We start from the raw sequence: 20,687 nt of genomic DNA, 5'->3' as shown, positions 1-20,687 counted from the left end.
CCTATTTTTTGTTTTCGTGGAAAAACTATTCACCGAGCCTGGCTCATTTAACCTTCCGGCAACAGATGAGAGATCTCTACAACCACCCCTTTTTCCAAAAACAAACGAGGGATGCGATTACTGAGAGTGGCAACGACTTCATAGTTGATCGTCCCGAGCATTTCTGCAATTTCATCGACAGTAATCTCGCGGTTTCCTTGCTTGCCGTAAATCACGACCTCATCGCCTTGCTTTCCACTGCCTTCTCCCAAGCTCACCATCATCTGATCCATCGTCACTCGCCCTGCGATCGGCAACCGTCTGCCTTGATACAGAACAAATCCTCGGTTAGAGAGTGCGCGCGAATAACCGTCGGCATAACCGATTGGAATCGTCCCGATGACCTCTCCTCGCTTTGCTATGTATGTCGCACCATAACTAATGGTATACGGTGGCGTTAGCATTGCCTTTACATTGGAGAAGCACGATTTCAAGCTGAGAGCCGGAACGAGCTTGACACGATTGAGTTGTCGGATATAAGCGGATGGATACAGCCCATACATGCCGATTCCGAGGCGGATCATATCGGAGCTGTATTCGGGAAAAGCAATGGTAGCGGCGGTGTTGCACATGTGTACGGTAGGAAGTTTGAAGCCTTTTTCCTTCAGATAACGAAGATATTGAACAAACAACTCGTGTTGGGCTTTGGTCAAGGTGTGATCGGGTTCATCTGCAGTGGAAAAATGAGTGAAGATTCCAGTCCATGCAAGGGAAGAGCTCGACGTTAAGGCCTTCACGACTGAGAGCAACCCAGATTTTGTCCGTACGCCCAAACGTCCCATACCTGTATCTATGTTGATATGGATGTTCAGACGATTGGAGAAAGCTGTTGATTTGACAATTTTATCGGCTTTTTTGATCCAATCAGTCTGGAAGGCAGACAGCTCAATATTCCAGGCGACGGCCTCTTTGACACGTGAAAGAGGAGTGAATCCCAGCACGAGTATAGGGGCTACAATTCCCGCCTTTCGTAAGACGATACCTTCTTCTAGAATGGCGACAGCGAGGGAAGTTGCCCCGTACTCGAGGGCATGGCGGGCTACTCCAACAGAACCATGTCCATAGGCATTCGCTTTTACAACCGCCATGATTTTCGTCTGTTTAGGAATATGCCGACGTATCGCCCGAATGTTTTTCTTGATGGCATCGAGATTTATCTCAATCCAGGTTTCGCGAAACAACTGTTTCATCACGAACACCTCCCTTTTTCTGGAAAACACTTCCCTCTTCCATGCGTATTCACCGCATCTTCTACTTAAGCGTGGCCAATCAGGGAGAGATAACAAAAAGGTTATTCTAGAGAGCATTCTGAAAGTAATCAATGCATTATATATTTGCTGTACTAACTTAGAAAGCCTCATTGAAGCTAAGTTATACGATCAAATTTTCAAACCAGCCAATTTCAATTAAAACAGATGAGAGAGACCAAGAATCCGCTTCGTGTCAAAACATGAAAAAGATCGCCACACTCCTGGCCAGGCTGGCGTAGGTGGTGCGGAGATCTTTATTTATTCTTTATCAGACTAGTTTTCCAGAGATTTATAAAACCTTCTAACTATTTGCGATTACAATCAAACCGTTTACAGCCTCCCTTCGTTTCCTTTGATAGTACCGTTAAAAAACATGTGTGAAATGGAGGAAGAATCATGAAGAAGACCGTGTTCCTCGCAGTTCTACTACTCTTTGCCTTTACGGCTGCCGGAATGTCAGCCTATGCACAAATGGATGGTAAGCTGGCGTCCCAGGCGACACCAAATTCCAGCCAAAGTGATCAGGTCATCCGGGTGTATGGACCAGGTGGACCACTTGGACCGATCAAGGAAGCTGCTGAACAATTTTCAGCTGAGACAGGAATGAAGGTGGAAGTAACAGCTGGACCAGAGGGCAATTGGATCGGCCAAGCAAAGCAAGATGCAGATATTATTTTCGGTGGCTCCGAGTATATGCTACAGGACTTCATCTTTAATCACCCCGAAATGATCGATACGAAATCACGTACGGAGCTTTACCCGCGTGCTGCCGGAATATTGGTGAGGAAAGGAAATCCTAAGAAGATTGAAAGCCTGAAGGATTTAACGAAAAAGGGAGTAAAAATAATCGATGTGCATGGGGCTGGTCAGCTTGGCCTGTGGGAAGACCTGGCAGGCAGAAAAGGGCTGATCGAAGGCATTTCCCAAAATAGTAACCTGTCTGTAAAGTCGAGTGCTGAAGCCATTGAACGATGGAAATCGAATGCTAGCCTGGACGCCTGGATTACCTATGAATCGTGGTATTACCGGCTCCAGGATGTGACTGACCTGGTTGAACTGCCCGAAAATGAAAAGCTCTATCGTGGAACGCCGATCGCACTGACGAAAATCACTGATCAGAAAAAAGAGGCACAGCAATTTATTGATTATTTAAGAACGGAAGAATCTCACCAAATCTTTCAAAAATGGGGCTGGAAGTAAGGACGAGTCATCAATCTAAAAAACTGGGAGGAAACATACATGAAAAAAGCCGTTTTTACCCTTGCGATACTTTTGATTATTTTTGCTTTGGCTGCCTGTGGAAAATCGGAACAAACTAAATCGGAACAAGCCCCGGCTGACAGCCTCCAGCTTTTGAAGAGTGAGAAAGCTGGAGAGTACCTGGCGGATCCCCAGGGTAGGGCCCTGTATTACTTTAAAAAGGACGAAGCAGGAAAAAGCAATTGTAGCGGAGACTGCCTGGCAAACTGGCCGGCATTTACCCAGGAGGATTTCGCCGTCCCGGAAGGTTTTGACAAAAAGGATTTCGATACGATCACAAGAGAAGACAACGGGAAGAAGCAGGTTACGTACAAAGGCTTCCCACTCTATTATTTTGCAAAAGACCAGCAAGAAGGGGATGTAAACGGACAAGGAGTAAAAGAAGTATGGTTTGTCGTAAACAGCGAAACAGCATTTAAATAAGCTGCCCAGGGAACGATCAGTTGCGGTCGTTCTCTTCTTTACTTTGAAAATAGTGTTATGGCAATATATTTTTATCCAAAAGCAGGGAGTGCCACATGAAAGAAAATTACGATGCGGAATTAATGCGATTGGTAAACGAAAAAAATGGTCACGCATTAGAGGAGCTCTATGATCGATATATAAAACTTGTTTACGGCTTTGTTATGAAGTTTTGCAATGGGAATGAGGATAAGACGAAAGAGATTATTCAATTGGTCTTTTTGAGGCTATGGACAACAAACAGTCATTACGATCCTGCTCAAGGCAGCTTTGTAAATTGGCTCCTCACGATTACCCGTAATATATGCATTGACTACCTCCGCAAAGAGAAGAGGCATACGCAACACCATCAAGAGGAACATGAAGAGATCGCCGACCCTGCAAATGCAGTCGAGCAACGAGTCAATACGAATGATATTTCGATGGCGAAAAACAAATTGCCGACGGCGCAAAGAAAATTAATCGATTTGCTTTATTGGAAAGGGTATTCTCTTTCAGAGATCGCCAAGCTGGAACAAGAGCCGCTCGGCACGATTAAAAGCAGGCTTCACCAGGCTCTTAAAGGATTGAGAAAGCATCTGGAACTGGAGGATTTAAAATGAGAAGGGTTTGTGATCATTTAATTCCATATATAGCAAATGAGCTCAAGGAGAGCGACCACATGGCCTTTGCTGAACATGTAAAGAATTGTACGGAGTGTAAGAAAGAATATCAGGAATTATCCCAGGCTTGGTATGCTTTGCCGTTTGATTATACCGAAATCGAGGTGCCTGAATCGCTAAAAGGCGAGGTGCTGGGGTTTGTTTTTGATCACAAAAGGAAAAGCGGTACAAAAACATTCATGGCTAAGATGAGCAAGCTCGCTATGATGTTCAAAAGCCAGTTCAGTCCAGTTTCAACCAGTATCGTGGCCGTCTTGTTGCTCGCGTTTATTGGTCTTGGAATAGCGAATGTACAGGAAAAAAATCGCCATGCCGAAAATATACCCATTGAAATTTTAACGGCGATGCCCTTAAAAGCAGCCAATCAAAGCCACCCGGGAACAAACGGCATCGCCTATATTGTCCAGCAGGGATCAGAGAAAAATTTGGTGGTGCAGGTTCACGAATTGCCCGGCGTCGAAGGTTCACAGGTTTACCAGGTTTGGCTGCTGAAAAACAGCACAAGGGAAAATGGTGGCATATTCAAGCCGGACGAAAACGGATCCGGAATATTGACCTACCAGCTCGCCGAAGGGCAGACTTTTGATCAAATCGGCATCACTGTCGAACCGGACGCCAACAGCAGACAACCAAGAGGAAAAAAAATAGCCGGGTCATAGATGGTTACTTGCGGAAAAACAGCCCTGTCGAATGGGGGAGGTGTGTTACTGGGAGACGATGACATTATCTTTCTTTTCATTCAATTTTCCATAGGTTTTATAAGCAAGAAAAGCGCTAGGTAATGTCACTCCTGATTGCAAGGTAACGTCACCCATATTAAAAATCTCATAATCCATGATCTGTCTTAACAAATTGGACGAAGCTCGCAGCGGCGTTCATGACAATGAAAATCTAAGCGGTACCCTAACGATAAGTGCCAACGAGGTTCTTTGCGCCTATCGGCTTCCAGTTGGCTTTCACCAATCCTATTATCTTTCATAGAAGCAGCAAGGGAGGTTATCGCAATAGAGGAGGAGAAAATATGGAAACATAAAAAGAGCAGACTGCCGAATACTCGGAGTCTGCCCTTTTTGTTGGGTGGGTGCTGATACGAACTTATTTTTTATTCGTTTGCTTACGCGTTTACTGGTTTACCTTCATCCAGCAATTGACGCAGAACCGTTTGCAGGATACCACCATTGCGGTAGTAGTCTACGTCTACCATGGAATCGAGGCGCACGATTGCTTCGAATTCGAAGGTGCTGCCGTCTTTCTTAGTAGCTTCTACTTTTACGCGTTGGCCAGGTTGAACATCATCGGAGAGGCCCACAATGCTGAAGGACTCAGTACCGTCGATGCCGAGGGACTTCCAGCTTTGGTCACCAGCGAATTGCAGAGGCAGAACGCCCATACCAACCAGGTTAGCACGGTGGATACGCTCGAAGCTCTCAGCGATAACCGCTTTGATACCCAAGAGGAATGTACCTTTTGCTGCCCAGTCACGGGAAGAACCAGTACCGTACTCTTTACCTGCCAGTACAACGAGTGGAGTACCGTCTGCTTGATACTTCATGGAAGCATCGTAGATGGACATTACTTCGTCAGTTGGCAAGTATTTGGTTACGCCGCCTTCAGTTCCAGGAGCTACTTGGTTGCGGATACGGATGTTTGCAAATGTACCGCGCATCATTACATCGTGGCTACCACGACGAGCACCGTAGGAGTTGAAGTCTTTGCGCTCTACGCCGTTTGCTTGCAGATACAGACCTGCAGGGCTAGTTGGCGAGATGTTACCCGCTGGGGAGATATGGTCAGTGGTCACAGAATCACCGAACAGTGCGATGGTGTTCGCTGCTTTGATGTCTGCGATTTTCGCGATTTCTCCAGCCAGGTTTTGGAAGAATGGCGGCTCTTGGATGTACGTGGATTTTTCATCCCACTCGTACAGGTCGCCAGTTGGAACGTCGATTTTGTTCCAAGCTTCGTTTTGCGTGAAGACTTGGCCGTACTCAGCGCGGAACAGAGCAGGATTCATAGCTTTGTCCATTGCAGCTGCGATCTCTTGTGGAGAAGGCCAGATGTCTTTCAAGAATACAGGTTGACCGTCTTTGCCAGTACCGATAGGCTCTGTCGTCAGGTCGATATCTACAGTACCTGCCAGTGCATAGGCGATAACCAATGGAGGAGAAGCGAGGTAGTTCGCTTTTACCTGTGCATGGATACGGCCTTCGAAGTTACGGTTACCGGAGAGTACCGCTGCAACTGTCAGATCTTCGTCAGCGATTGCCTTGCTGGTTTCATCTGGCAATGGACCGGAGTTACCGATGCAAGTGGTGCAACCATAACCAACTACGTTGAATCCGATAGCATCCAAGGAGTCGATCAGACCAGCGTCAGTCAGGTATTGTGTAACTACGCGGGAACCTGGAGCCAGGGAGCTTTTTACGAAAGCAGGCTTTTTCAGGCCTTTTTCCACAGCTTTTTTCGCCAGGATACCAGCACCCAGCATTACACTTGGGTTAGATGTATTGGTACAGGAAGTGATCGCTGCGATAACAACTGCACCTGTTTTCAGCGTAGCTGTTTCACCGTTTGCATAAGCAACTGGTGCGCTAGCTGCGATTTTCTCTTCGGAGAGACCAAATCCGCCTTTGTCGATCGGCGTGCGCAAGCTGTTATTGAAGGATTCCTTCATAGCAGTCAGTTCTACGCGGTCTTGAGGACGTTTTGGACCAGCCAAGCTAGGTACGACAGTGGACAGATCCAGTTCCAATGTTTCGGAGAATACTGGGTCAACAGTCTCGTCAGTACGGAAGAGGCCTTGCGCTTTGGTGTAAGTTTCAACCAAGGAGATGAGGTCTTCTTCACGACCGGTTTGACGCATGTAGTTGATTGTCTCAGCATCTACTGGGAAGAAGCCCATTGTAGCGCCGTACTCAGGTGCCATGTTCGCTACGGTAGCGCGGTCAGCCAGCGAGATGTTGGACAGGCCTGGTCCGTAGAACTCCACGAATTTACCTACAACACCTTTTTTACGCAGCATTTGCGTAACAGTCAGAGCGAGGTCAGTTGCAGTTGCACCAGCATTCAGCGTGCCAGTCAGTTTGAAACCAACTACTTCTGGAGTTACGAAATACAGAGGTTGGCCGAGCATTCCTGCTTCTGCCTCGATACCACCAACACCCCATCCAAGAACACCAAGACCGTTGATCATAGTGGTGTGGGAGTCAGTACCTACGAGAGAGTCAGGGAAAGCAACCAATTCGCCATCTACTTCACGAGTAGCGATTACAGTTGCGAGGTACTCCAAGTTTACTTGGTGAACGATACCAGTAGCTGGAGGAACCGCACGGAAGTTGTCAAACGCAGTTTGTGCCCAACGCAGGAAGCGGTAGCGCTCTTGGTTGCGTTCGAATTCCAATTTCATGTTGTTGTCCAGAGCGGACGCGTTACCGAAATCGTCAACCATGACGGAGTGGTCAATAACGAGGTCAACTGGAACCAATGGGTTGATTCGTTTTGGATCTCCACCAGCGCGTTTCATCGCGATACGCATCGCTGCCAAGTCAACTACAGCCGGTACACCGGTGAAGTCTTGCAGAACGATACGAGCTGGCATAAGAGGTACTTCTTGGTTTTCGTCGCGGCCTTTTGTCCAGGTCGCCAGTGATTGTACGTGTTCTTTCGTGATAGCGCGGCCATCGAACTGACGTACAGCAGCCTCGAGCAGAACTTTAATGGAGAACGGCAGTTTGGAAACATCGCCCAATCCTTGTTCTTCCAACCCTTGCAGGCTATAGTAAGCAAAAGACTTGTCGCCTACTTGCAGGGATGACTTTACTTTGTAAGCATCTTTGTTAGCCAATGTATACAACCTCCCTATAATAACATGGAGTTTCATCTGATGAAACCTTGTTTCGTTTCTTCATTACGAACCTATTATATACGATTTGTTTCCCGGCTTCTACCCCAAATTCATCATTTATATACAAAAATCATAGGTAAAGAAAATTGGATCACGAACGTCTTCTTATTATAAAGAAGAAAATTGCACGCACTTCAATTATTATCTCGTTTATATTTCGTTTACATTCATGCAGTATCTTATGTCTTGCAAAGAGAAACGAGCGAGTAAAAGGGGAGAAATCAACATATGGAAACATCCAACCAACAATCGAAATGGGGAAATTGGCGTCCCTTTTTTCGATTAATCAAGGAAACAAAGCCCTCCAAACTGAAGATCGGCGTGGCGTTGTTCATGAGCATTGCTACGACACTGGTTACTTTAGTGATTCCGCTCTTTACAAAAGACTTGGTCGACGGCTTTTCTCTAGCTACGATCACGACAGGACAAATTGTGCTTTTGGTCGTCGCTTTTGTAGCGCAAGCCATTGCGGGAGGGCTGTCCATCTACTTATTAAACCATGTTGGCGAGAGTGTGGTAGCCTCGCTCCGTGAACGACTCTGGAAAAAGCTTCTCGTCTTGCCGATCTCTTATTATGACAACAACCGGACAGGTGAGACGATCAGTCGAATGACCAATGATACGGGCGTCGTGAAAAGCCTGATTAGTGATCAATTGTCCAGCTTTTTCACCGGATTAATCACGATTGTTGGTTCCGTCGTGACGTTGCTATACCTCGATTGGCAAATGACTTTAACCATGCTCATTGCTGTTCCGTTATGCATGGGGATTCTCATGCCGCTTGGCAGCCAAATGTACAAAATTTCAAAAGGGCTGCAAGATGAGACGGCTAGCTTTACGACGATTATGAATCAAGTGCTGCAAGAGATGCGGCTCGTCAAATCTTCCAATGCCGAAACCCACGAATTGGGGATGGGGACAAAGGCAATCGGAAACCTGTTCCGATTCGGGTTGAGAGAAGGAAAAGTCCAAGCCATCATTGGACCGTTAATGTCCTTTATCCTGATGGTGCTGCTCGTGGTTGTAATCGGCTATGGCGGCATGCGGGTGTCCTCGGGAGCATTGACAGCTGGTGAGCTGGTCGCGTTTATTTTGTATCTGGTGCAAATTGTCATACCTATGGGGCAATTCACACAGTTTTTCACCTCCTTGCAAAAAGCCATGGGGGCGACTGAAAGAATCATTACGACGCTGGAAGCTGAGGAAGAAGATCTTTTGACAGGACGGACGCTTGAAAACGCAGGCCAGCCCATTCATGTGAACCATGTGAGCTTCGCGTATGAGAACGGGGAAACGATTCTTGACGATGTCAGCTTTACGATTGGTGCCGGAAAAGTAAATGCGATTGTCGGGCCGAGCGGCAGCGGCAAAACGACGTTGTTTTCAATGGTTGAAAGGTATTACCAGCCACTGAGTGGAGAAATCAGGCTAGGCAATGATCCCATCACGGATTTTTCCTTGAAGTCGTGGAGAAGTCAAATCGGTTACGTGTCTCAGGAAAGCCCTTTGATCGCCGGAACCATCCGAGAAAATATTTGCTACGGGATTTCACGGACGATTAGCGAAGAGGAACTCAAGGAGGCGGCAAAGATGGCCTATGCCGATCAATTTATTGAGGAATTGCCGAATGGCTATGAGACAGAAGTAGGGGAGCGAGGCATGAAGTTATCGGGCGGACAGCGCCAACGAATCGGCATTGCTCGTGCACTGCTTCGGGACCCGCAAATCTTGATGCTGGATGAAGCGACCTCTAGCTTGGACAGCAATTCCGAGATGATCGTACAGAAGGCGCTGCAAAATTTGATGAAGGGACGTACCACGCTCGTGATAGCCCATCGCTTGTCGACTGTGGTAGAAGCAGATCAAATCATCTTTTTGGAAAAGGGAAAAATCACAGGTATGGGTACACATGAAGAGCTTTTTCAAACCCATGCGATGTACCGCGATTTGGCTAGTCAGCAATTGCTCGTAAAAGAGAGGGTGTAGAACGTGACCACAATTATGGTAGTCGACGACGATCCGCATATTCGCGAGCTCGTCAGCGTCTTCTTGCGCAATGAAGGCTTTGATATAGTGGAAGCCGCTGACGGTCAGGCGGCCCTGGACAAATTGGAGTCGGTTCAGGTACAACTGGTGATTCTTGACATCATGATGCCGAACATGGATGGCTGGGAGCTGTGTCGAAAGCTTCGCAAGCATTATGATTTTCCCTTGCTCATGCTGACTGCGAAGGGAGAGACATCGCAAAAAATCAAAGGCTTCGAGCTAGGGACAGATGATTATTTGGTGAAGCCATTTGATCCGCAGGAGCTGGTCGTCCGGGTAAAAGCGCTGCTCAAGCGCTACCGGATTGCCGCTTCGCATCAGGTTCAAGCAGGAAAACTGCTTCTTGATCGTAAAACGTTTGCAGTCGCCAGTGGCACGAAAACATGGAGCATTCCACTTAAGGAGTTTGAGCTGCTGTTCAAATTGGCCAGCTATCCCGGGCAGACCATCTCCCGCGAGCAGCTGATCGAACAAATATGGGGCTATGATTTTGAAGGCAATGAGCGTACGGTAGACGTGCACATCAATCGATTGCGGGAGCGTTTTCCGGAAGCGATGTACGGCTTTTTGATCCGGACAGTCCGGGGACTTGGTTATCGATTGGAGATCGTCGTATGAAAAAAATGCGACAAGAACATTCTCATGCTTTGCTGAAACTCGCAGGCGTGGTGGGCTTATGTCTTGTGTTTGCCTTGTGCGGGCTAGGTGCATATGGGATTACCACTCTCTTTTATGGCTATATGGGCTATCATCCCAATGATCTTGTAAAAGTGTTGGTCCATTCCGTTTTGAACTGCATTTTGTTCATCGGGGTAGGTATGATCATTTCTTTCTTCACTATGCCAAGGCATAAGGGCAGGTTTCAACCATTGATTGATGCACTCAGACGGATTGCCATGGGGGATTTTCGGGTCAATCTCGACATCAAGCTGGCGCACGAATGGGGGGAGCTAGTGGAAGGCATTAACCATGTGGCGGAACAGTTAAATGAAATGGAGAAGCTACGACAGGAGTTCATCTCCAATGTTTCCCACGAAATTCAATCGCCCTTGACGTCGATCAGCGGGTTTGCACGCGCCCTGCATAATGAAAGACTTCGCCCAGAAGAGCGTATTCGTTACTTGGAGATTATCGAGTCGGAAAGCAAGCGACTGTCCAAGATCAGTGACAACCTGCTTAAGCTGACTGCGTTAGAGGGCATCCAGCATGATTTAGAGCGGAAGCGGTATCGGTTGGACACGCAACTACGCGCAATCATTCTCGCAGGCGAGCCGCAATGGATGGCGAAAGAGATTGAAATGGACATAGACTTGGAAAAAGTCGAAATCGTCGCCGACGAAGATATGCTAAACCAAGTCTGGACCAACTTACTTGGCAACAGCATCAAATTCACGGAGGCAGGCGGGAAAATTAGCGTAAAACTGGAGAAGGTAAACGGAGAAGTGCTCGTGAAAATAATCGACTCGGGAATCGGAATATCCAAGGAAAATCAGGAGCGCATTTTCGAAAGGTTTTTCAAGGCGGACCCATCGCGGAACCGAGCTAATTCAGGCAGTGGCCTGGGACTGGCAATCGTGAAAAAAATAATTGATTTGCATCATGCCGCGATCGTCGTTGAGAGTGAAGTAGGGAAAGGTACCACGTTTACGATTACACTTGTTCAAACTGCATAAAAAAGCTGCCCCTTCGTCCGGATGACGGTCTGGGACAGCTTTTTTTCATTATGGGTAAACCAGTTACGCTCCAATATACTTGGCATGGAGCGAACGCGCTAGGCTGATGTCATCTGTGCCTTGCACGAGGACACGACCATCCGGGAAAATGACGAGCGTGTACGTATCGATACGGAAACGCAGCAAAAACTTGTTTTGCTCGATTTGTCCCAAAGGGGAGAGTCTATCAGCCAATGAGTTCAGATCAAGTGTGATTGCAGCGGCGGGCGAGATTTGTACGGTGTCTCGACCGCAAAGCGAAACGGCCTGTCCATCCTGGGTATCCGGCTGCAAAAACGAAAATTGCTTGTGCCCACATGTTGGACAGTCGTCTCGGCGGGCGTTGACCACCTTGATTTGCTGATGGCGGTTATGCCAAATCTCAAAGTGCTCCAAATTCGGATTGAGCTCATCCGTTGCATCCACTAACAGCTTGAATGCTTCTGTTGCCTGATAGGAGGCGACGATGTGAATGATTGGTCCGATGACGCCAGCCGTGTCACAGGTAGGCATCTCACCCGGGTTTGGCGCTTCAGGGAAAAGACAGCGCAAGCAAGGCGTGATCCCCGGACGAATCGCGGTAAATGTTCCGGTCGCACTCACAGCGCCACCGTACACCCACGGGATACTATGCTTAACGCAAACATCATTCACGAGATATCTCACCTGAAAATTATCCGTCGCATCTAGAACGAGATCGACATCTGCCAGCAATTCCTCCGCATTGTAAGCGGTGAGGTCTGCGACAATCGGTTCGATCGTGACAGCTGAATTAATCTTTGTCAGCTTGGCGTGAGCGGCGATTGCTTTTGGCAAATGCTCGGCTGCATCGGATTCGTCGTAGAGCATTTGACGTTGGAGGTTGCTCGGCTCGACGAAGTCGCGGTCAATGATGCGGACAAATCCTACTCCAGCACGAACCATATGATTGGAGAGAACAGTTCCGAGCGCTCCCATGCCGACGATCGCTACACGGCTTTGTCTGAGTTTGTCCTGTCCACTGCGTCCGATCGGATGAAACAATATCTGACGGGAATAGCGAGTATCCAAGGCGTTACTCCACCTTTCCTTCTGGCATCGCAAGCGGATTCCATGGTCCTTGCTGATGTCCCTTCCATTCGCTTCCATCTTCCCACATTTCTTTTTTCCAAATGGGAACGATCTCTTTGAGCCGCTCGATAGCATAGCGGCCTGCTTCAAACGATTCGTTGCGATGCGCTGTTGCAACGGCACAAACAACCGCAATCTCTTCCACAGCCAAATTACCGATACGATGGTGCATCGCCACTTGAGCTCCCGGCCAGCGTTCTTCGATCTCTGCTGCGACCTGCTTCATTTTTTCAACAGCCATAGGGGCATATGCTTCATAGGACAAATACACCGTGCGCTGACCATGGGTAAATTCCCGAACAGTTCCGACAAAAGTAAGGATTGCGCCTGCATGCGGGTTACTTACCAGACGAACCAGCTTGTCCGCAGAAATGGGCTCCTCAGTAATAGCGAAGCGCGGTTCTTCTTCTCCTCCGCTTACAGGAGGTAGGAGGGCAATCTCGTCGTCGGCTGAAATGACCTGATTTTTCGCCGCATATTCATGATTGATGGAGACAAAGCAACTGCCTAAAAGCGCAGAGAGCGCAGGATATTCTTTTTCCACTGCTTGCAGAAGATCGCTAACGGTCGCGCCTTCAGATAGGGTCAACTGTACTTCCCGGGCATTCGCACGTTCAGCGAGTCCGGCAAATAACAAGATCGTAATGGTCAAGACAATTCCTCATTTCCCTGGATGATACTACACTCTAGGCTAGACGATATCATAAACCGATCAAAGTTGCCAATGAATGGGGTGTTACAATCAACGGTTGATTCTAAGGGGCGAAGCCTTCCTGACTCAAATAAATCTGGTCCGGGGGAAAAACACGTAATAGCCGATCATTGACGGTCCGATAAGCGGACGGCTCATACCATTGTTCCAGTCCAAGCTGTTCATAGAGAGCAGGAATGCCGTTTCTTTTCGTTCGTTTACCGCCGCTGCCATCTCCCATATAAAAGTCGTCGACACAGACACGTGTGACTAAGGGGCGCAAAATCTCCGGGAATGACTCACTGCTAGGCAAAACAGGGGCAATGGTTGCTTGCGTAGGGATGCCTGCTTCCGCCAAACGCTGGAGTGTTTTTAGCCGCGCTTGAATGGGGGGAGCTTGTGGGGTAAAGTGTCTGCGAATTTCTTCTAAATCGGTCTCGACGGTCATGCTGACGCGGACGCGCTCGCCCAGCAGAAGCAACAAATCGGCATCCCGCCAAACCAAGGGACTTCTCGTCTGCACCAGCAAAAAATCGGGTGGATTCTCTACCATGACTTCGAGTAAAGACCTCGTTACCTTTTCCGTTTGTTCGATGGGCTGGTACGGGTCTGTACTCGAAGACATGAAGATGGTCACCTTTCCTTTTTTCTTTGCCCGCAAAAACTCCTTGCGCAATAAATCGGCAGCTTGCTGCTTAATGTCAACCCACGTGCCCCATTGCTCGCTGCGAAACAAAGAGACAGGCATTTGCCGAACATAGCAATAAGAGCAGGCGAAAGAACAGCCCGTATACGGATTGAGCGAGTGGGTGTAATCCGCAAGAAATCCGCTTCCTTTATTGAGGAGGGTTTTCGGCATTTTATAGGAAAGGATGCTTTTCATATTGGGCGTTCCTCACTTTGCATCATGAAAAATAATTCCGAGGCTGTAGCGCTTTCCGGAGGTAATCGTGCTGACACCGTGGCGCAGCGTGTTTTTATAATAGCCTCGCGTTCCCTGCACGGGACGGTAGGATGTCGGGAAAATCAGTCCAGCGCCTTGGTCCAAGGTTATCACATGTCCCCGGCTCTGTGCGCGCGGCCGTTGCTCCATCAGCAGAAATTCTCCACCAGTGTAGTCCTTCTCCTTCTGATTCAAGGCAAAAACGACTTGAAACGGGAAGAACACCTCGCCGTACATATCCTGATGTAAACAATTGTAGCCACCCGTTTCGTATTTCAAAATCAATGGAGTAGAGCGCAGCTGCCCCTGGTCGTGACATCGCGCCAAAAATTCAGGGAGGGTAGCAGGATAAATAGCTTCGCGCCCGAGCATTTCCAGCCACCGATTCGCAGTCTGCGCAAGCATCGGATAAAAGCCTTCGCGAAGCTCCTGCAAAAGCGAGGGAAGGGGAGCCTGATAATAACGATACTCCCCTTCACCGAAACGGTATCGAGCCATCTGGATCGTATTGCGAAAAAGGTCATCTTCTCCATACGTAGCGATTAATTCTTCGCACGCATCCGCGCTTATTAAGGAAGGAAAAGAAGCATACCCTTGTTCGTCCAACTCCTGTTGCAGGGAATGCCAGTCAAGTGAATCGATCCTTTCTGTCAGTGAACTAGCCATGCTTCACACCCCTATTCGTCTTTTTCTCCAGATCAAGCAGAGCTGTCTTCATGGGCAGTCCTCCACGATAGCCAGTCAGTGAACCGTTTTTACCGACAACGCGGTGGCAGGGGACTGTAATGAGAACCGGATTGGCACCGATTGCGGCACCGACTGCACGAACAGCAGCAGGCTTTTCAATGATGTTCGCAATGTCGGTATACGATGCCGTTTGACCGTACGGGATTTGGCGCAGTGCCTCCCAGACTGCGAGCTGAAAAGGCGTTCCAGATAGGTCGCAATCCATGGAAAAATGCTCGCGCGTTCCCTGCAAATATTCCATCAGTTCTGTGGCAAAAGGCTGTAACCATTGGTCGTCTTGCACCAGTGAACTTTGTGGGCGATGCTTTTTAACCCAAGCTTCCAATTCAGCAAAAGGCTGGTTGACCGAGCCGACATAACAAAGTCCGGCAGTTGTTGCAGCCAAATAAATGGTCCAATCATTATGCGCAAGCATTGTCCAACGTACCATTTGATCCTTCCTTGTTTCCATTTCCATACGCCTCCTTCGAGCTGTGTACGCACAGTATACCTCCAGCACCTATTCTTCGTACGTTTTTGGGAGTGGATGCGCAAGATAACGAAACGATGCCCTCTACATTCCCATTGCTTTTATCCAGCGGCGGGAGTAAGGTAGGAGAAGATAGAGGAGGAAAGATACTAGTATGACTGATCAATTAACACATTTTAATGAACAAAATCGAGCACGGATGGTGGACGTATCTGAGAAGGACGTCACAAAACGGGTGGCTGTAGCCGAGAGCCAAATCAGTATGAAACCCGAAACACTCGCCCGAATCCGCGAAGGTCGAATCGAAAAGGGCGATGTACTCGCAGTAGCGCAGGTAGCAGGTGTCATGGCTGCCAAAAAGACGTGGGAAATCATCCCAATGTGTCATCCGCTGCCATTGACTGGCATCGACATACAATTTGCTTTTGTAGATGAAACGACGCTTGCGATTACAGGAGCCGTGAAGACGACAGGGAAAACAGGCGTCGAGATGGAGGCGTTGACCGCTGTTAGCGTAGCGGCTTTGACGGTGTATGACATGTGCAAAGCCATGGATAAAGAAATGATAATCGGTCCGACCAGTCTGCAATCCAAAACAGGCGGAAAAAGCGGCGATTTCCATCGGGGTGAGAAGTAAGCCATGAGGCAAAAGTGGGAATCCTATCCGAGCAGCATTCGTTTATTGACGATTGCTGCCGTCATTTTTTCTACCGGAATGGCGTGTATTTGGCCGCTAGTTACGATCTATATTCACAACCATCTCGGAAAGCCGCTGACTGTAGCCGGCTTCTTGTTGCTTTTAAATCAAGGCGCATTCCTGATCGGGAGTATTGTCGGCGGGATGATGTTTGACCGCTGGGGTAAAATGCGCACCATTGTTGTCGGCTCCATCGGCGGAATACTTATTTCGGTTTGTTTAGGAGTTACACAAGATTTTACCGTATATGTCGTACTGTTATTATTGAATGGACTTTTTTATGGATCCCTTTCTCCCGTTATGAATGCGCTGGCAGTGGTTTTATGGCCAGAGGGCGGCCGTAAAGGAATCAATCTGATTTACGTTTCCCTCAATGTGGGTGTAGCTGCCGGTTCTGCTTTAGGCGGCTTCTTAGCAAGTGTTTCGTTTGCGTGGACGTTTTTCGGAAATGCGATCTCACAAGTAATTGTACTGACGATGTTCATGCTCATTTTGCCTCGTCAGTTAAAACTTGCAGAGCAAAAACGTCAATTGCAGACGACTACTCCCGAACAAGCAGAGGGAGAGCTTCTACGAGAACCACAGAAAGAGACCAAGGTCGTATGGGGAGCATTGCTGCTATTATGCGGGGGGCTATTAATTAGCTGGATTGTCTATGTACAATGGACAACGGTGCTGTCGGCCTACATGCAATCCCTTGGCATTTCACTACGTCAATACAGTCTGTTGTGGACGCTGAACGGCGGTTTGATCCTGTTTGGTCAGCCATTGATTGCGTGGGTCATTCGAAGCTTTGCCCGTACGTTAAAAGCACAAATGCTCTTGGGCGCTTATATCTTTGCCTTGTCGATGTTGATTCTGTCGCAATCAACGGTTTATGCAGGCTTTGTGGCAGGCATGTTCATCATGACGCTGGGAGAAATGCTCGTGTGGCCAGCGGTGCCGGCAGTAGCTGCACAGTTTACGCCAGAGGGACGAGAAGGCTTCATTCAAGGTCTGATAGCAGGGACTGGATCAGCAGGGCGGATGCTCGGACCACTGCTCGGCGCCTTCATTTTCCAATCGTTTCATGCGCAGGGATTATTGTTCGTAATGGCAGGCTTGTGTCTGTTGTCTGTCGCATTCTTTGCCTTCCACACATCTTTTCAAAAAAGAAGGCATCAGGTACCCGTACAGAATCAAGTATCTTGACACGGTTTACGTGCTCAAGTAGTATGATATAGACGAAAAAACAGTATATTCCGTGTGTTTGACTTATTCAGAGAGGTGGAGGGACTGGCCCTATGAAGCCCGGCAGCGGATCTGTTCCATGTGATGGACAGATGCTGTGCCAATTCCAGCAGGATTTTTTCCTGACAGATAAGGACGTGACCAAGCTGATCTCCCCCTTTTTCTGTATGGAAAAAGGGGGTTTTATTGTATTGGGCCCAAGAAAGGAATGGAAGAAAGATGCGCATTCAACCCTCCGACATGATTGATCGACTCCCTACCCAGTTTTTTGCGACCCTGGTGGCAAAAGTAAACAAGGTCATTGCGCAAGGCCATGACGTCATTAACCTGGGGCAGGGCAATCCTGATTTGCCGACACCGCCACACATTATTGAAGAATTACAGGCGCAAGCGGCACAACCACTCCATCACAAATATCCGCCTTTTCAGGGACGCGTGGAACTGAAGCAGGCAGTGAAACATTGGTATAAGCAAGAATTTGATGTGGACCTCGATCCGGAGGAAGAAGTAGCGATATTGTTCGGCAGCAAAACCGGACTCGTAGAGATTTGCCAAGTCCTGATGAACGCAGGCGATGTTGCACTGGTTCCAGACCCAGGTTATCCGGATTATTGGTCGGGGGTTGCAGTCGTAAATGGACGGATGGTCATGATGCCATTGAAGGCGGAAAATGACTTTTTGCCAGACTACAGCCAGCTCTCCCAAGCTGATTTGGATCGAGCGAAACTGATGTTTCTCAACTATCCGAACAATCCGACAGCAGTCAACGCACCACTCGAGTTTTATGAGGAAACCATTCGTTTTGCTCGAAAACATGAAATCGTCGTCTGCCACGACTTCGCCTACGGGGCGATCAGCTATGACGGGAAAAAGCCAGTCAGCTTCATGCAGGTTCCGGGTGCAAAAGAAGTGGGTGTAGAATTTTATACCTTGTCCAAAACGTACAACATGGCAGGCTGGCGTGTCGGTGCTATGGTAGGAAATCGCGAGCTGGTTCGTCTGATTAACCTCATTCAGGACCATTATTTCGTCAGTCTGTTCGGAGCGGTACAGATGGCGGCAGCCAAAGCGATGACGGAGTCACAGCAGTGCGTTCGCGATCTCGTCGCTGTCTACGAAAGCCGCCGCAATGCCTTGTACTCCAATCTGCATCGGATTGGCTGGCAGGCACCACCATCTCAAGGTTCGTTTTTTGCTTGGCTTCCTGTTCCAAGTGGCTTCACATCCGTGGAGTTCTCTGACCTGCTTTTGGAAAAAGCGCATGTCGTTGTAGCGCCAGGAAATGGCTTTGGTCCGACAGGTGAGGGCTATGTGCGAGCGGCTTTGCTATCAAATGAAGATCGTCTCGCGGAAGCGGTTCAGCGAATTGAGCGGTTGGGGTTATTTACGAAAACAAAATAAAGGCGAGGTAATTTGGCCACACTACCATAGAAATGGAGTGTGGCTTTTTTATTCTAGAATAAAAATCATTCTCATTATTGACAGATAATGATTTTCATTATACGATGACATTGTTAATGATAATTAGTCTCAGCGAGAGCGGGAGGGTACCATGCGCTATCAGATTAACGGTTACACGGATATGTATACGGTGATCGCCAACGAGCGGAAAATCGGCGGAGCCATTGAAGCAGGCCAGATTCGTCTGCGGACGGGAGAAGTTTACGCCAATGCTGTTCTCACTCGTTTGGAAATGTCAGGTGCGCATTTTTGCTCGATCGGATTTGTTACGGAAGAAGGCAAAAGACTGATTGTCCATGTGAATGATATCAGCATGATCGCTGATGCTCGTCACGTCAACGTTTGTGAGCTTACGAATGAATGCATGAGAGTAGAGAAATCCGCAGAGAGACTGAAGCGATTGAAGCGTCTCTGTGAACTGAATGAAGGTAGCTGTACGCCGACCTTCCAAGAAGAGGCATTGCTGTTGGCAAGTGATATTGGCATGGAAGAAGCGTCCACGCATGTAGACCTCTCTTTCCTCCCACACACAGAGAAACCGCGTGTGTTCCGCATCGCCTAGGAAAATATAGCCCATACATATGGACTCCTTTTCGTTTGAGACGAAGAGGGGTTTTTTGCATGCAGTGTGTCAAGACTAACGATTGAACAACCGCTCGACATAGTCAAAACCTATCCGCTCATAGCTAGCAAGGATTGGACTTACGCTGTGGACAGTGATAAAACAAGGATAAGCAAAATCAAGGGGGAACGGAACATGGAGTACTCATTTTCAAAATCTGTCGAAGCACTATCCTCCTCGGCTGTCCGGGAAATCTTGAAGCTGACCCAAGGCAATCAAGTGCTCTCGCTCGCAGGTGGACTGCCAGCAGAGGATTCTTTTCCAATAGCAGAGATGCGTGAAGCATTCAATCGCGCATTCGAACAAGGAGCAAAAGCTCTGCAGTACGGATTAACTGATGGATACTTGCCGCTTCGTGAGTGGATTGCATCCCGCATGAAGCAAAAGCATATGAACGTCGGTGTAGATAATATGATCATCACAACGGGCTCTCAGCAAGCAGTAGACTTGTTGTGTCGTGTATATTTAGACGAAGGCGATGTTGTTCTTGTTGAAAACCCTACTTATTTGGCGGCCGTTCAGTTATTTCAATTCCGGGGAATCAAAGCGATCCCTGTAGACGGTGATGCTGATGGGATGGATTTGGACGATCTGGCGAAAAAAATTGCCCAGTATCGCCCGAAAATGGTGTACGTTATTCCTACCTTTGCGAACCCGACAGGAAAGGTATGGAGTCTCGAGCGCCGTCTCGGCTTGCTTCGTCAATGTAAGGCGCAAAACATTCTCATCTTGGAAGACGATCCATATGGAGAGATCCAATTCGATGGGGAGGCACCGTACCGCTCGATCTTCTCACTGGATGAGCATCCGACCGATTCCTGTGTAGTGTACACCAGTACTTTTTCCAAAATTGTCGCGCCAGGTTTGCGTACCGGATGGGCCATTGGAGATACACGTGTGATTCAAATGATGGTGAAGGCGAAGCAAGCAATTGATCTGCAATCGAGCACAATCGACCAGTACGCTCTGTATGAGCTTTTGTCCCGCTTTGATCTGGAGCGCCACATTGAGAAAATCCGCGAGTCCTACAAGGCACGCATGGAATGGATGCATGAGCTCTTGGTTGCGCAAAACTGGGAGGGTGTACAGTGGGAAAAACCAAGAGGCGGGATGTTCCTCTGGGTGAATCTTCCTGAGCACGTCGATGCTGAGAAGCTGCTGTCCCGTTCCGTAAAGGAAGGCGTGGCATTCGTACCAGGGAAGCCGTTTTATGCAGCAGAGCCGCAAGTTAATACGATGCGCTTGAACTATACACTCTTGAACCGAGAAGACACAGAGCTTGCGATTTCACGACTGGGCAAAGCATTCCACGCTTATAGTGAATCGCTGGTGACAAATGTTTAATAGAAGCAAAAAGACAACCATTGCCATTGAGCTGGTTG

Annotated in this window: 19 protein-coding genes, 2 pseudogenes and 1 riboswitch; of the genes and pseudogenes, 13 read left to right on the top strand and 8 right to left on the bottom strand. The window is 48.2% G+C overall.

Features of this window, described 5'->3' with window-relative positions; translation table 11 throughout:
• Window positions 1-47 precede the first annotated feature (47 nt).
• A complete protein-coding gene (gene alr, locus ACQ5DJ_RS24175; protein ID WP_429844640.1) occupies window positions 48-1,229 on the bottom strand; it encodes an alanine racemase in 1,182 nt (393 codons plus the stop codon).
• A gap of 456 nt (window positions 1,230-1,685) precedes the next feature.
• Between alr and ACQ5DJ_RS24170 the strand changes: the two genes are divergently transcribed.
• From ACQ5DJ_RS24170 to ACQ5DJ_RS24155, 4 genes are all read left to right on the top strand, one after another.
• Window positions 1,686-2,489 (top strand): extracellular solute-binding protein, encoded by an 804-nt coding sequence (locus ACQ5DJ_RS24170; RefSeq protein WP_429844639.1) that lies wholly within the window; start codon window positions 1,686-1,688, stop codon window positions 2,487-2,489.
• A 39-nt stretch (window positions 2,490-2,528) separates the two neighbouring features.
• Window positions 2,529-2,972 carry a hypothetical protein gene (locus tag ACQ5DJ_RS24165; RefSeq protein WP_429844638.1) on the top strand — a complete coding sequence of 148 codons (444 nt, stop codon included), beginning with the start codon at window positions 2,529-2,531 and terminating at the stop codon, window positions 2,970-2,972.
• Between the two features lie 95 nt (window positions 2,973-3,067).
• A complete protein-coding gene (locus ACQ5DJ_RS24160; protein ID WP_429844637.1) occupies window positions 3,068-3,613 on the top strand; it encodes an RNA polymerase sigma factor in 546 nt (181 codons plus the stop codon).
• Between the two features lie 59 nt (window positions 3,614-3,672).
• On the top strand, window positions 3,673-4,332 hold the full coding sequence (locus ACQ5DJ_RS24155) for an anti-sigma factor (protein ID WP_429844636.1): 660 nt from the start codon (window positions 3,673-3,675) through the stop codon (window positions 4,330-4,332).
• Here ACQ5DJ_RS24155 and ACQ5DJ_RS24150 read toward each other — a convergent pair.
• Window positions 4,326-4,509: pseudogene (locus ACQ5DJ_RS24150) on the bottom strand (hypothetical protein); the annotation flags it as partial. The gene ACQ5DJ_RS24155 and the pseudogene ACQ5DJ_RS24150 sit on opposite strands and share 7 nt — an antisense overlap.
• Here ACQ5DJ_RS24150 and ACQ5DJ_RS24145 point away from each other — a divergent pair.
• A pseudogene (locus ACQ5DJ_RS24145) lies at window positions 4,508-4,630 on the top strand (LysR family transcriptional regulator); the annotation flags it as partial. The pseudogenes ACQ5DJ_RS24150 and ACQ5DJ_RS24145 sit on opposite strands and share 2 nt — an antisense overlap.
• 157 nt (window positions 4,631-4,787) lie before the next feature.
• Here the strand turns inward: ACQ5DJ_RS24145 and acnA are convergent.
• Complete coding sequence (acnA, locus tag ACQ5DJ_RS24140) at window positions 4,788-7,517, bottom strand: aconitate hydratase AcnA (protein WP_429844635.1); 2,730 nt, start codon at window positions 7,515-7,517, stop codon at window positions 4,788-4,790.
• A 288-nt stretch (window positions 7,518-7,805) separates the two neighbouring features.
• On the opposite strand from acnA, the gene ACQ5DJ_RS24135 reads away from it, so the two are divergent.
• Genes ACQ5DJ_RS24135 through ACQ5DJ_RS24125 form a run of 3 tightly spaced genes read left to right on the top strand, consistent with a single transcriptional unit; the run spans window position 7,806 to window position 11,296 of the window.
• The gene (locus ACQ5DJ_RS24135) at window positions 7,806-9,563 is read left to right on the top strand and encodes an ABC transporter ATP-binding protein (protein ID WP_429844634.1); all 1,758 of its coding nucleotides are present in this window, start codon (window positions 7,806-7,808) and stop codon (window positions 9,561-9,563) included.
• Between the two features lie 3 nt (window positions 9,564-9,566).
• Complete coding sequence (locus ACQ5DJ_RS24130) at window positions 9,567-10,241, top strand: response regulator transcription factor (protein ID WP_429844633.1); 675 nt, start codon at window positions 9,567-9,569, stop codon at window positions 10,239-10,241.
• The gene (locus ACQ5DJ_RS24125) at window positions 10,238-11,296 is read left to right on the top strand and encodes a sensor histidine kinase (RefSeq protein WP_429844632.1); all 1,059 of its coding nucleotides are present in this window, start codon (window positions 10,238-10,240) and stop codon (window positions 11,294-11,296) included. The genes ACQ5DJ_RS24130 and ACQ5DJ_RS24125 overlap by 4 nt, the downstream gene beginning before the upstream one ends.
• Before the next feature lie 63 nt (window positions 11,297-11,359).
• Here the strand turns inward: ACQ5DJ_RS24125 and ACQ5DJ_RS24120 are convergent, their stop codons facing one another.
• The 5 genes from ACQ5DJ_RS24120 to ACQ5DJ_RS24100 form a co-directional block, all read right to left on the bottom strand.
• Window positions 11,360-12,385, bottom strand: a complete 1,026-nt coding sequence (locus ACQ5DJ_RS24120) for a ThiF family adenylyltransferase (protein WP_429844631.1) — start codon at window positions 12,383-12,385, stop codon at window positions 11,360-11,362.
• Between the two features lie 4 nt (window positions 12,386-12,389).
• Window positions 12,390-13,097: a molybdenum cofactor biosynthesis protein gene (locus ACQ5DJ_RS24115; protein WP_429844630.1), complete on the bottom strand. Its 708-nt coding sequence runs from the start codon at window positions 13,095-13,097 to the stop codon at window positions 12,390-12,392.
• A gap of 103 nt (window positions 13,098-13,200) precedes the next feature.
• Window positions 13,201-14,019 carry an SPL family radical SAM protein gene (locus ACQ5DJ_RS24110; RefSeq protein WP_429844629.1) on the bottom strand — a complete coding sequence of 273 codons (819 nt, stop codon included), beginning with the start codon at window positions 14,017-14,019 and terminating at the stop codon, window positions 13,201-13,203.
• Window positions 14,020-14,031: 12 nt separating this feature from the next.
• Window positions 14,032-14,745 (bottom strand): 2OG-Fe(II) oxygenase, encoded by a 714-nt coding sequence (locus ACQ5DJ_RS24105; RefSeq protein WP_429844628.1) that lies wholly within the window; start codon window positions 14,743-14,745, stop codon window positions 14,032-14,034.
• A complete protein-coding gene (locus tag ACQ5DJ_RS24100) occupies window positions 14,738-15,277 on the bottom strand; it encodes a methylated-DNA--[protein]-cysteine S-methyltransferase (RefSeq protein WP_429844627.1) in 540 nt (179 codons plus the stop codon). Before ACQ5DJ_RS24100 ends, ACQ5DJ_RS24105 begins: the two co-directional genes overlap by 8 nt.
• A 172-nt stretch (window positions 15,278-15,449) precedes the next feature.
• On the opposite strand from ACQ5DJ_RS24100, the gene moaC reads away from it, so the two are divergent.
• The 5 genes from moaC (at window position 15,450) to ACQ5DJ_RS24075 (ending at window position 20,649) form a co-directional block, all read left to right on the top strand.
• Entirely contained in the window at window positions 15,450-15,932 is a 483-nt protein-coding gene (gene moaC, locus ACQ5DJ_RS24095) for a cyclic pyranopterin monophosphate synthase MoaC (RefSeq protein ID WP_429844626.1), read from the top strand.
• A 3-nt stretch (window positions 15,933-15,935) separates the two neighbouring features.
• Window positions 15,936-17,183, top strand: coding sequence for an MFS transporter (locus ACQ5DJ_RS24090; protein ID WP_429844624.1), 1,248 nt, complete (start codon window positions 15,936-15,938; stop codon window positions 17,181-17,183).
• A gap of 60 nt (window positions 17,184-17,243) precedes the next feature.
• Window positions 17,244-17,358, top strand: a riboswitch (SAM riboswitch).
• Between the two features lie 83 nt (window positions 17,359-17,441).
• Window positions 17,442-18,623 (top strand): pyridoxal phosphate-dependent aminotransferase, encoded by a 1,182-nt coding sequence (locus tag ACQ5DJ_RS24085; protein WP_429844623.1) that lies wholly within the window; start codon window positions 17,442-17,444, stop codon window positions 18,621-18,623.
• A gap of 151 nt (window positions 18,624-18,774) precedes the next feature.
• The gene (locus ACQ5DJ_RS24080) at window positions 18,775-19,245 is read left to right on the top strand and encodes a hypothetical protein (protein WP_088908737.1); all 471 of its coding nucleotides are present in this window, start codon (window positions 18,775-18,777) and stop codon (window positions 19,243-19,245) included.
• Between the two features lie 195 nt (window positions 19,246-19,440).
• Window positions 19,441-20,649: a PLP-dependent aminotransferase family protein gene (locus tag ACQ5DJ_RS24075; RefSeq protein ID WP_429844622.1), complete on the top strand. Its 1,209-nt coding sequence runs from the start codon at window positions 19,441-19,443 to the stop codon at window positions 20,647-20,649.
• Window positions 20,650-20,687 lie beyond the last annotated feature (38 nt).

The sequence above is a fragment of the Brevibacillus sp. FIR094 genome (assembly GCF_050477165.1).
Classification (GTDB): domain Bacteria; phylum Bacillota; class Bacilli; order Brevibacillales; family Brevibacillaceae; genus Brevibacillus.
This window is presented reverse-complemented; position numbering and strand designations above follow the sequence as displayed.

Bases quoted from the DNA above. Each gene is read 5' to 3' on its own strand.
- moaC (WP_429844626.1), top strand. From the start codon at position 15,450: ATGACTGATCAATTAACACATTTTAATGAACAAAATCGAGCACGGATG.
- ACQ5DJ_RS24125 (WP_429844632.1), top strand. From the start codon at position 10,238: ATGAAAAAAATGCGACAAGAACATTCTCATGCTTTGCTGAAACTCGCA.
- ACQ5DJ_RS24085 (WP_429844623.1), top strand. From the start codon at position 17,442: ATGCGCATTCAACCCTCCGACATGATTGATCGACTCCCTACCCAGTTT.
- alr (WP_429844640.1), bottom strand. From the start codon at position 1,229: ATGAAACAGTTGTTTCGCGAAACCTGGATTGAGATAAATCTCGATGCC.
- ACQ5DJ_RS24170 (WP_429844639.1), top strand. From the start codon at position 1,686: ATGAAGAAGACCGTGTTCCTCGCAGTTCTACTACTCTTTGCCTTTACG.
- ACQ5DJ_RS24160 (WP_429844637.1), top strand. From the start codon at position 3,068: ATGAAAGAAAATTACGATGCGGAATTAATGCGATTGGTAAACGAAAAA.
- ACQ5DJ_RS24135 (WP_429844634.1), top strand. From the start codon at position 7,806: ATGGAAACATCCAACCAACAATCGAAATGGGGAAATTGGCGTCCCTTT.
- ACQ5DJ_RS24100 (WP_429844627.1), bottom strand. From the start codon at position 15,277: ATGGAAACAAGGAAGGATCAAATGGTACGTTGGACAATGCTTGCGCAT.
- ACQ5DJ_RS24090 (WP_429844624.1), top strand. From the start codon at position 15,936: ATGAGGCAAAAGTGGGAATCCTATCCGAGCAGCATTCGTTTATTGACG.
- ACQ5DJ_RS24110 (WP_429844629.1), bottom strand. From the start codon at position 14,019: ATGAAAAGCATCCTTTCCTATAAAATGCCGAAAACCCTCCTCAATAAA.
- ACQ5DJ_RS24105 (WP_429844628.1), bottom strand. From the start codon at position 14,745: ATGGCTAGTTCACTGACAGAAAGGATCGATTCACTTGACTGGCATTCC.
- ACQ5DJ_RS24165 (WP_429844638.1), top strand. From the start codon at position 2,529: ATGAAAAAAGCCGTTTTTACCCTTGCGATACTTTTGATTATTTTTGCT.
- ACQ5DJ_RS24075 (WP_429844622.1), top strand. From the start codon at position 19,441: ATGGAGTACTCATTTTCAAAATCTGTCGAAGCACTATCCTCCTCGGCT.
- ACQ5DJ_RS24155 (WP_429844636.1), top strand. From the start codon at position 3,673: ATGGCCTTTGCTGAACATGTAAAGAATTGTACGGAGTGTAAGAAAGAA.
- ACQ5DJ_RS24080 (WP_088908737.1), top strand. From the start codon at position 18,775: ATGCGCTATCAGATTAACGGTTACACGGATATGTATACGGTGATCGCC.